This is a genomic window from Streptococcus sp. 2154 (assembly GCF_013277255.1).
Lineage (GTDB): Bacteria > Bacillota > Bacilli > Lactobacillales > Streptococcaceae > Streptococcus > Streptococcus pseudopneumoniae.
Genome location: NZ_VMMK01000100.1, coordinates 1 through 1,086 on the forward strand (window position 1 = coordinate 1; position 1,086 = coordinate 1,086).

General features: G+C 30.7%; 2 protein-coding genes. One reads left to right on the forward strand and one right to left on the reverse strand.

The annotated features are described in order from the left end of the window. Positions 1-571: restriction endonuclease subunit S (locus HT693_RS11610; protein WP_172925204.1), on the forward strand; the 571-nt coding region annotated here is incomplete at its 5' end. Here HT693_RS11610 and HT693_RS11615 read toward each other — a convergent pair. Further along, positions 519-1,086 (reverse strand): restriction endonuclease subunit S (locus tag HT693_RS11615; protein WP_000315288.1); only part of this gene is annotated, 568 nt, incomplete at its 5' end. The two genes, HT693_RS11610 and HT693_RS11615, sit on opposite strands and share 53 nt — an antisense overlap.

Sequence of the window (1,086 nt, forward strand, 5' to 3'; positions counted from 1 at the left end):
CTCTTATTATGGGAACAAAGACGAAACAACCTCTTATCCTATATATGAAATCCCAGAAGCATGGAGATATATTAAATTTGCTAGCCTAGTTAACTTCAGAATAGGAAAAACTCCTCCACGCAGTGAAGCTACTTTTTGGGGAACTGAAATACCTTGGGTATCTATATCAGATATGCCTATATCTGGTTGTGTAACTAATACGAGAGAATCTATTTCTAAATTAGCATTAAAATCAAAGAAAATAGACATTTCACCTAAAGGAACTTTATTAATGAGTTTTAAATTATCTATTGGAAAAGTTGCCATATTGGATATTCCTGCCACTCATAATGAAGCCATTATATCGATATTCCCCTACGCTAATAAAGAAAATATTATCAGAGATTACTTAATGATATTTTTGCCACTTATCTCTACTTTAGGTGATTCAAAAGATGCTATCAAAGGGAAAACATTAAATAGTACCAGTATCTCCGAATTATTAATCCCTATTTCTAACTATGAAGAGATGAAAAGAATCATTTCCAAAGTTGATTTACTTTTTCAAAAAGTTTCTCAACTTTTTGAGTAATAAGTTCCTGTTCCTCAAAAGGGGCTAACGGAATTAATAGCTCGCTCAGTGTAGTTTTAGGAATATTATATAAAGCTTGACCTGATAGTTTAGTTATTGCTTTCAATTGTTTATAAAATAACGGAGAGGACAAGTTAAATAATAGAAATTTTGAAATAATCTCTGAACTTTCGAATGGTGTTAATTGGAAAATAAATCCACCAGCCACAACACCATCATAGTCTTTATCGATTCTTGCAAACTTTCCAATATGTTCTAAAGAGGTTGATACAGGTGTTATTAGCTGATTATGTTTTAAATAAACTTGCTCAGAGGAGATGAATTGTGTATCAATGTAGTAATCATTATCCAAAAGAGAAAATTCTAAAGGCTTAATATTACCACCACGTATAATTCTAACACCTTTATTATTAATGCTTAAATCGCCCTTCTTGTAAGAAAGACCTGTATTTATTGAAAAAATATCTTTTATTTTTATAACAACCCAATTCATAGGTATATTCCCATAATAAGAG